This window comes from Neobacillus drentensis (assembly GCF_036965245.1).
Taxonomy (GTDB): Bacteria; Bacillota; Bacilli; order Bacillales; family Cytobacillaceae; genus Neobacillus; species Neobacillus drentensis_G.
Genome location: NZ_JBALPG010000070.1, coordinates 1,425 through 10,227, shown reverse-complemented (window position 1 = coordinate 10,227; position 8,803 = coordinate 1,425). Strand labels below are relative to the sequence as shown.

The window sequence follows — 8,803 nt, the reverse complement described above, 5'->3', positions numbered from 1 at the left end:
GGTTTTGGCTCATTTTGTCCTCCTTCGGTGGACATTTCACCAAATAACAATTTAATTTTATATTATCAGATTTGCAGTCTATTGTACTAATTTTCAAAAAATTAATAAATCAATACCTTCTTTTCCATTGGTCTCTCATCAATATATATTTTCGTGTATGGATTGAAAATTAGGGAATATTAATTTCAACTATTAATTTACAGGATTAGGAGGAAGAGTGTATGGAACAGGCTGTATACACCGGCTATCAGGCAATAAATAACATTAATGTTTATTATGAATTTTATCCACATCAATCTTCAGAAAAAACTTTTGTTTTATTACATGGTTTTCTTTCTTCCACCTTCACCTTTCGCCATTTAATTTCACTATTGAAAAAGGAGTATCAAGTACTATCCGTTGATCTTCCCCCATTCGGAAAAAGTGCAAAATGCAATCAATATGTGTATTCCTATAAAAACCTCGCCCACACCGTTATCAAACTGACAGAATCTTTAGGTTTAAAAAATATGACCTTTATAGGACATTCTATGGGTGGACAAATCGTTCTTAATATTCTGCACATGATGCCAGAGCTTGCCGACAAAGCTATTCTTCTGTGCAGCTCAGCCTATCTGAAACGCTCTAAATTCCCATTAATCATTTCCAGCTATATTCCATATTTCCATAAATTCGTAAAATATTGGTTTGCTCGAACAGGGGTGAAGAAAAATCTCCAAGATGCACTTTACAATCACTCCATTATTAATGAAGAAATGATTAATGGTTATTTGCAGCCCTTTTTAGAAGATGAAATTTTCGTGGCACTTACAAGAATGATTCGTGACCGCGAGGGAGACCTTCCTGTCGAAGTTCTTAAACAAATCAAAACCCCGTGCTTATTAATTTGGGGTGATCATGATAAGTCGATGCCACTTAAAATAGGAGAGCAACTGAACAGAGATTTATCCAACTCTGAACTAATCGTGTTAAAAGAAACTGGCCATGCTCTTCCAGAAGAACGGCCAATCGAAGTGTATGAATATATCAAAAGTTTTTTAGGAAAACTTCAAACGGCGGCCGATTAATAATGAATTCGGCTCCCGTTTGAAAATTATTTTCTTCTTGGAACAAGACAAATGTAAGAAATAACCGCACCAACTCCAGCACATAAAATAACAAGCCCCATTGGTATAGCAGTGTCTTCTCCTCCCATACCAACTAGCGGAGCTACGAGTGCACCCATGGCAAGCGATAATACCCCTAAGAGAGCTGAGGCACTCCCTGCATTTTTTCCTTGCTTTTCCATTGCAAGCGAAAATCCCGATGTACTAACTACCCCAACACTCGAAACCACAAAAAATAATGGCACCAAAATAAATAATAAGCCTGCATGTAAATACAGCAGAACAAGTAACACAATTCCACCAATTAAGGATGTACCCAAACCAAAGACAAAAAGCATGGACTCCCTTACTCTTCCAGCCAATCTGCCTGTCGTTTGACTGGCTATCATAATACCGATCCCATTGATGGCAAAAATAAGACTAAACATCTGGGGGGAACCGCCATAAATATTTTGCACAACGAATGGCGAACCAGATATATAGGCAAACATGGAGGCAAAAACAAGTCCTTGTGCAAGGGCATACCCGATGAAGCTGCGGTCTAAAACAAGGTTTCGAAAGGTAATAAATGTATTTTTTATTCCTCCCGCTGATCTTCTTTCATCCTGAAGGGTCTCTGGTAAACCGAAGAGGACGACAAAAAACATAACTAACCCCACAATACTTAATACAAAAAACACACCTTGCCAAGGAACTATTTTCAACAGCTGAGCACCCACAACTGGTGCAAATATTGGGGCAACCCCATTTACTAAGGCAAGGAGCGCGAAGAATTTTGTTAATTCTGGTCCAGAATATAAATCGCGGACGACTGCCCTTGAAATGACAATCCCAGCAGAACCTGCTAACCCCTGAACGAACCGTAATCCAATTAAGGTCCAAATAGAAGGACTAAATATGCACAAAAGTGAAACAACAAAATAAGTTAACAATCCAATCAGGAGCGGCAAACGGCGGCCGCGAATATCACTTATCGGTCCTGCCAAAAGCTGTCCAGAAGATAAACCAAGCAAGAAAAAGGTTAAACTTAGCTGAACAAGTGACTGACTTGCATGAAAATCTACTGCCAGTTCAGGAAGCGCCGGCAAATACATATCAATGGATAAAGGCCCGAACCCTGATAACGTACCCAATACAGCAGCCATCCATAGCCTTTTTGAGCGAGAGATTCCCTCACTATTTAAAACTGTATTTAAAGGTTCTCCCATTAAGTGGATCAATTCCTTTCTAATTTTTATGAGCAGCCCGACGATATCCGATATCACCATCATTTCATCTTAATAAAAAATAATATTATACTTTTCGGAAAAATAAAACTGTTTTGCACTTCTAAAATAAATAAGGAGGTTTTATANNTATAAAACCTCCTTATTTAAACCATCCCTTTTCTTTTGATTGTGTAATTGCTTCGATCCGATTTTTTACTTCGAGTTTGTCTAAAATAATGGAAATGTAGTTCCGGACTGTCCCAGTTTTGATGCTAAGCTCTTCGGCAATTTCTTTCGTGTTCTTTCCGTCCGCAACAAGCTCTAGAACTTCTTTTTCCCGGTCAGTTAGCGGATTTTCTTCACCGTACACATCATCCATTAATTCCGGGGCATAAATTCGTCTTCCAGCCATCACGCTTCTAATGGAACTCGCCAGCTCTTCACTTGGACTATCCTTCAACAAATACCCGCTCACACCAGCCTTTACCGCACGCTGAAAATAACCTGTTCGGGCGAAAGTTGTCAAAATGATTACTTTACAGCCAAGACCTTTAAGCTCTTCGGCTGCCTCAAGGCCGCTTTTTCCGGGCATTTCAATATCCATAATGCAGATATCAGGCTGAAATTTCTTTACTAGTGCTACGGCCTCTTCTCCATTTGAGGCCTTCCCGACAACTTCCATATCATCTTCTAAATTAAGCAGCGAACCAAAGGCTCCTAAAAGCATTTGCTGGTCTTCAGCAATAACGATTCTAATCATTTTTCGTCCTCCTCATCCAAGGGTTTGACATCATTAGGTACTCTTATCATTAAAGTTGTTCCATCTTTTGTCAAGAGTTCAAGACTGCCATTAATAAATTCCAGCCGTTCTTTCATGCCAATCAATCCATGACCCTCTGCTAAGATACCTGTTTGACCCTTAAAAACACCGTCATCACGAATCGTCAAAACTGTTTCCTTCCACGATTGCTCGATCGAAATGAAACAAGTTTTAGCATCACTATGTTTCACTACATTGTTTACAGCCTCTTTCAGACACATGCTTAAAATATTCTCAGTTAACAGTGAAACATTTGCCAAGGTGAAGTTACCTTTACTTACAAAATTAATTTGTGCCGCTTTAATCATTTGTTTAACCCGAAGAACTTCATCCTTTAATCGAATACCGCGCATCGAAGAGACCATTTTTCTAACTTCACTTAACGCTGTCCTTGCTGTTTGCTGAACATCTTTTAATTCATGCCGCGCCTGCTCTGGATCCTTCACAATCAATTTCCGCGCCAAATCTGACTTCAAACCAATCAATGAAAGTTTTTGCCCAAGTGTATCATGAAGGTCTCGAGCTATTCTATTCCGCTCCTCAATTTTGACCAGCTCAGAAATCCTTTTGTTTGCATCCTCCAGCTTTTCTTCTAGCTGTCCCCGCTCGTTCCGATTATGAATGCTAAACGGAAGCAGGATGACACTGATCCAAATAATGATTACAAAGGGCAGCTGTTGTAAAAATAATTTCTCATGCATGACAATGTTATAGTTGATTGATACAGAGGTACTGATTAAATGAATAAAATACAAGGTAAAAAAGGGAATACGGTCTTTAATATTTCCAATAAAATAGGCTAAGAAAAAGGCGAAATATACATAACTGAAAAGGCTGGATGCTGTGATTGAGATTCCAATTAGGATCAATGTCCATAGATACACCGGCCACCCTTTTGAAATAAATGCAATCCGGTAGAGGATAAAGAACACCAAGGTAAGTAATATCCCCACAACAATTTCAATAGTGGAAGGCGATTGGAAGATAAAGTAAAAAGGTAGTATGCAAAGAATTGTCCAAATATATGGTGCAATACCATTATTTTTTTGGAATGTAAAATACCTTTTAATCATGAACGAAACCTCTTTTTCGAATGAACTACGATACTCTTCTATTTTACCTCACTGTGCCTTCATTTTTTCCAATTAAATTCTCTATTTTAGCTAAAATTCTTACATCTTTAAACCGAACAAACTTTTTGCTTTCCTCATCCCAGAGATGGAATTTCAATGAACTCAAGCTTGTACCTAATGTAATAGTCGGTACATTTTGCAATGGAGGTGTATTATCATGGGCCTCCTCAAGCTTATAATTTGGAACTCTTGGGCTTAAATGGTGAACATGATGATAGCCAATATTACCAGTCATCCATTGCAGAACTTTCGGCAGTTTATAGTATGAACTTCCTTCTACCGCTGCCTTCACATATTCCCAATCCTTATCTTCTTCAAAATAAGAATCTTCAAAAGTATGCTGCACATAAAAGAGCCAAATCCCAGCAGAGCCTGCGATTAAGAAGATTGGACCCTCTACCAACAGGAATGATTCCCAGCCAATTGACCAGCAAAGTAAACCTGTCAATGAAATTAATGAAACATTGGTTAAATAGGTATTGAGGCGTTCCTTAAGCCTCGCGCCTTTTCTGTTAAAGCGATTTTTGATAACGAATACATAAATAGGACCTAGAATAAACATAACAAATGGATTACGATACAAGCGATACCCTAAACGAGCCCAAAATGATGCAGAAGAATATTCATCAACCGTAAGCATCCAAATATCTCCTGTCCCGCGCTTATCGAGGTTACTGCTTGTCGCGTGATGGACGGAATGATCGTGTGCCCATTGACTATATGGAAATACCGTTAAAATTCCAGTTATGGTTCCGAGGATCTTATTTGCTTTCCGATTTTTAAAGAAGGAATGGTGACAGCAATCATGGAAAATGATAAATGTACGCACCATAAATCCTGCGGCAACTACTGCAATCGCCAAGGTAAGAAAATATGAAATTGACAGACTTTTGTAGGCAAGAAACCATAAAATAATAAAAGGTACGATTGTATTAATAACCTGCCATACACTGGCTTTTGTATTTGACTTTTCATATGGAGCAACTTGCTTACGCAAAACTTTTTGTTTTTCGTTTGTCATAGTTTGATTTCCCTTCCTCTTCTTTGTTATCTCAAAGTATAGAGAAAGAAATCATTACAAAAAAGTAATGGTTGTCATGTCCAAACCATGATAAATGTCATGTTTAGTATCAAAAATTAATACCAGGTACTAACAGAATCCTTTATCCTTAAGTTTTTTATAAGAATGTTTAGAATAAGCAACTTGAATTTTTTTTATATAAAAATTTTTATTCCAGGTGAATCCCCTTCCGTTGGCTTAAATTGTTTATGTAACTTACATATATTAGGGAATAAATATCTTGGTGCTCCTATATTATAGTTTAGTTAGAAATTATTAAATGATTAAACCATTCACATATTTGCAACATAGTTTATAAAAACAAAAGGAGGAATCAAAATTGGGAGAATTTTTTACCGTTTGCTCCGGTATTCCTTATTTGCGATTTGGCATGGGTGACCCATTAGTTTTTATTCATGGTCTTGGAGAAGTAAAAGAGGGCTGGGCAAATCAGTTTGAATTTGCTGATCAGTTTGATTTGATTATTCCTGATTTACGTGGACATGGTGAGTATCAATCACCTGGTGAGATCTCAATTAAAAACTTTGCCCACGACGTCATTTCTCTATTAAAAGGACTGGGGATTAATAGCGCACACATTTGCGGCTTGTCGATGGGTGGAATGGTGGTGCAAGAAATTTATCGCCAAGCTCCCGAAATTTGCCGATCATTAATGCTTGTCAGCACTTTACATTATGCTCCAAAACAACTAGGGAAGTTGTTTTTAAAATCTCGCAAGGCATATTCCGAAAATAAATCCCCTGATGTTCTAAGAGAAACAGCGGCCAAGGTTTGCCTTTACTCTTGGACAAAAGAAAATTTCGAAAACTTTTATCAGTTTTACAAGCCGAATAGTGAATTCTATTTCAAGGCAATGGAGGACTGCCTTAAAGTAAATAATCTACGTCTACTTCCTAAAATTAATGTTCCTACCTTAATAATTGGCGGACAATATGATTCTGTTATCCCTGTTTGGGTTCAATTATTAATGCATAAAAAAATTCCCCATTCGGAGTTTGTCATCTTCAGGAATACCGGCCACATTGCTAAGCTCGAGGCTAAAGATGCTTTTAACAAAGTACTCCGCAGCTTTTTAAATAAGCACAAAATGGCATCCTAAAGAGGAGGGCCCTCCATCCTCCTCATTGACTACACATTTATATACAAATATTCAGTGAACCTGTATAGAAAAATCAATAGTCTTATACGCTACGAAAAAGGTTGCTAATGAGTAGATTGCTTCGTATAAACCAAATATGAAAATCGAACACCCGAAAATGAATAAATTAAATAATAGAACATATTGTCCAATAGAAAAAGGGGACCGTTTACTAAACAAGATGGCCAACACTTCGGTCCCATCCAAACAGGCTCCAAACCGAATCGTGATCCCAACACCTAAACCTAAACAGAATCCCCCAAGGATTATTACTAAAATCGGGTTATTGGTTATGACTGGAATCGGTTCAAGCAGAAACGTTCCCATTGACAGAACAAGGATTGCAAAAAGGCTAAGCATGAGAAACCTTCTTCCAAGGTAAGAATAAGCAAGAATGAAAAAAGGTGTATTCAATAGTAATAAAAACAAACCTACTTCCTGATGTGTGATATGTGAGAGTATAATACTAATTCCAATGATCCCACCGTCAATCACATAATTTTTCACCAAAAATAATTGTAAGGAAATAGCGACTAGCAATGCTCCGCAAAAAATAAAGCAACTCCGCTTAATAAAAGACATATCTACTGCTCTGGTAAAGTTACTGTAAAATCTAACCCTTGTCCAATACATATGACTCCCCTTTTATTCAAAATCCAGTCACTAAGTATGGTTAAATATATTCCGTTATCTCATAAAAAATTCACTTCAGCACCAATTGAAATATAAAAAAACCGCTAGTAACAAATACATTTTTGTCACGAGCGGTAGGTTAGTTAGATCTCCTCACTGCTTGTTGTTCCAAAGGTATTCGAACGTGAAACCCTGTCGGCCGCTGAAAGCTAAATCTTCGGATTACCTGCCATCTAATTTTTTTTGATTCAAATGCAGATTAAATATAAGAAGGGCGTGTCGTTTAATCGCTCGCCCTTCACTGTCTCTATTATTTTTTTAGCATATTAAAAACTTGCTCGACATCTTTATCACCGCGGCCCGAAAGGTTTACAATCAGCACATCGTCAGCAGGCAATTCCTTTGCCAGCTTAATTGCATAGGCAATTGCATGGGAACTTTCCAATGCCGGAATAATACCTTCTGTTTTACTAAGCATTTGAAATGCCGCCAACGCCTCTTGTCCAGTGATTGTCACATATTCGGCTCTTCCGCTGGCTTTCAAATAACTGTGTTCTGGCCCCACACCTGGATAATCCAACCCTGCAGCGATGGAATATGTTGGCTTCGGCTCGCCTTTTTCATCCAGCAATGTTAAACATTTAAAACCATGGATTACAGCTGGAACCCCTTCAGTTAAGGTTGGTGCCTCTGCTGGTTCAACTCCAATTAAGCGAACATTTGGTTCATCAATATAATGGGCAAATGCCCCAATCGCATTACTGCCTCCTCCTGCACAGGCAATCACGGCAATTGGTAGTTTTCCTTCTTTTTCAATGATCTGACGCTTCGATTCTTCACTAATAATCGACTGGAAATGTTTGACCATTGTAGGATATGGGTGCGGCCCTACAGCAGAACCTAATAAATAAAAAGTATCTTTATAATTTTGTACCAGGTCGCCTAATGCTTCATCAACAGCATCCTTTAGGCGCCCCTGCCCTTTTTCAACAGGAACAACTTTTGCGCCTAATAATTCCATTCGAAAAACGTTAAGTGCTTGGCGCTCGGTGTCTAGTTTACCCATGTATATAATACATTCCATTCCAAACATGGCACATGCTGTCGCTGTGGCGACACCATGCTGACCAGCTCCCGTTTCCGCAATGATCCGCTTCGTTCCCATTCTTTTGGCTAATAAAATTTGCCCAATCGCATTATTAATTTTGTGCGCACCGGTATGGTTTAAATCCTCTCTTTTCAGATAAATTTTGGCCCCGTCAATTTGCTTCGTTAAGTTTTCAGCAAACGTTAACGGGTTTTCTCTACCGATATATTCCTTAAGATAGTAGTTTAGTTCTTCAATGAATTCCGGGTCATCTTTATACTTAAAAAACTGTTCCTCCAGCTTATTCATCACAATCTGCAAGTCCTCAGGAATAAAACTGCCGCCAAACTCTCCAAAATAACCTTTACTCTCTACACTCACTTTTCTCATACTAGACTCGTCTCCTTCTATGCTACTATTTAGGTTCAGTCAGCAAAACCGAATTAACTGAATATTCCACAAATTATACTATCACACTATTCGCCTTCTGCCAACTTTAAATAACTTTCTTAAGCTCAAAAATGAGGCACAAAAAATTATGTGCCTCACGACAAATTAATATTTACTACCTATTTTGGAAATTGATTCCTGTTATCA

At 38.1% G+C, this 8,803-nt stretch carries 8 protein-coding genes; 2 read left to right on the top strand and 6 right to left on the bottom strand.

Features of this window, described 5'->3' with window-relative positions:
• Window positions 1-221 precede the first annotated feature (221 nt).
• Window positions 222-1,067, top strand: a complete 846-nt coding sequence (locus tag V7150_RS15510; protein WP_335520001.1) for an alpha/beta fold hydrolase — start codon at window positions 222-224, stop codon at window positions 1,065-1,067.
• A 26-nt stretch (window positions 1,068-1,093) separates the two neighbouring features.
• On the opposite strand, the gene V7150_RS15505 is transcribed toward V7150_RS15510, so the two are convergent.
• The 4 genes from V7150_RS15505 to V7150_RS15490 form a co-directional block, all read right to left on the bottom strand.
• The gene (locus tag V7150_RS15505) at window positions 1,094-2,314 is read right to left on the bottom strand and encodes a multidrug effflux MFS transporter (protein WP_335520159.1); all 1,221 of its coding nucleotides are present in this window, start codon (window positions 2,312-2,314) and stop codon (window positions 1,094-1,096) included.
• Between the two features lie 160 nt (window positions 2,315-2,474).
• Complete coding sequence (locus V7150_RS15500; RefSeq protein ID WP_283922382.1) at window positions 2,475-3,074, bottom strand: response regulator transcription factor; 600 nt, start codon at window positions 3,072-3,074, stop codon at window positions 2,475-2,477.
• Window positions 3,071-4,207 carry a sensor histidine kinase gene (locus V7150_RS15495; RefSeq protein WP_335519997.1) on the bottom strand — a complete coding sequence of 379 codons (1,137 nt, stop codon included), beginning with the start codon at window positions 4,205-4,207 and terminating at the stop codon, window positions 3,071-3,073. The genes V7150_RS15500 and V7150_RS15495 overlap by 4 nt, the downstream gene beginning before the upstream one ends.
• A 43-nt stretch (window positions 4,208-4,250) precedes the next feature.
• Complete coding sequence (locus tag V7150_RS15490; RefSeq protein WP_335519994.1) at window positions 4,251-5,288, bottom strand: fatty acid desaturase; 1,038 nt, start codon at window positions 5,286-5,288, stop codon at window positions 4,251-4,253.
• A 379-nt stretch (window positions 5,289-5,667) separates the two neighbouring features.
• On the opposite strand from V7150_RS15490, the gene V7150_RS15485 reads away from it, so the two are divergent.
• Complete coding sequence (locus tag V7150_RS15485) at window positions 5,668-6,447, top strand: alpha/beta fold hydrolase (protein ID WP_335519991.1); 780 nt, start codon at window positions 5,668-5,670, stop codon at window positions 6,445-6,447.
• Window positions 6,448-6,498: 51 nt separating this feature from the next.
• Here V7150_RS15485 and V7150_RS15480 read toward each other — a convergent pair whose 3' ends face one another.
• On the bottom strand, window positions 6,499-7,119 hold the full coding sequence (locus V7150_RS15480; protein WP_335519988.1) for a YitT family protein: 621 nt from the start codon (window positions 7,117-7,119) through the stop codon (window positions 6,499-6,501).
• 310 nt (window positions 7,120-7,429) lie between these two features.
• Window positions 7,430-8,596 (bottom strand): tryptophan synthase subunit beta, encoded by a 1,167-nt coding sequence (gene trpB / locus V7150_RS15475; RefSeq protein ID WP_335519985.1) that lies wholly within the window; start codon window positions 8,594-8,596, stop codon window positions 7,430-7,432.
• Window positions 8,597-8,803 lie beyond the last annotated feature (207 nt).

Excerpts from the sequence above, each read along its gene's own strand:
- V7150_RS15510 (WP_335520001.1), top strand. The coding sequence starts at position 222 with ATGGAACAGGCTGTATACACCGGCTATCAGGCAATAAATAACATTAAT.
- V7150_RS15505 (WP_335520159.1), bottom strand. The coding sequence starts at position 2,314 with ATGGGAGAACCTTTAAATACAGTTTTAAATAGTGAGGGAATCTCTCGC.
- V7150_RS15500 (WP_283922382.1), bottom strand. The coding sequence starts at position 3,074 with ATGATTAGAATCGTTATTGCTGAAGACCAGCAAATGCTTTTAGGAGCC.
- V7150_RS15495 (WP_335519997.1), bottom strand. The coding sequence starts at position 4,207 with ATGATTAAAAGGTATTTTACATTCCAAAAAAATAATGGTATTGCACCA.
- V7150_RS15490 (WP_335519994.1), bottom strand. The coding sequence starts at position 5,288 with ATGACAAACGAAAAACAAAAAGTTTTGCGTAAGCAAGTTGCTCCATAT.
- V7150_RS15480 (WP_335519988.1), bottom strand. The coding sequence starts at position 7,119 with ATGTATTGGACAAGGGTTAGATTTTACAGTAACTTTACCAGAGCAGTA.
- trpB (WP_335519985.1), bottom strand. The coding sequence starts at position 8,596 with ATGAGAAAAGTGAGTGTAGAGAGTAAAGGTTATTTTGGAGAGTTTGGC.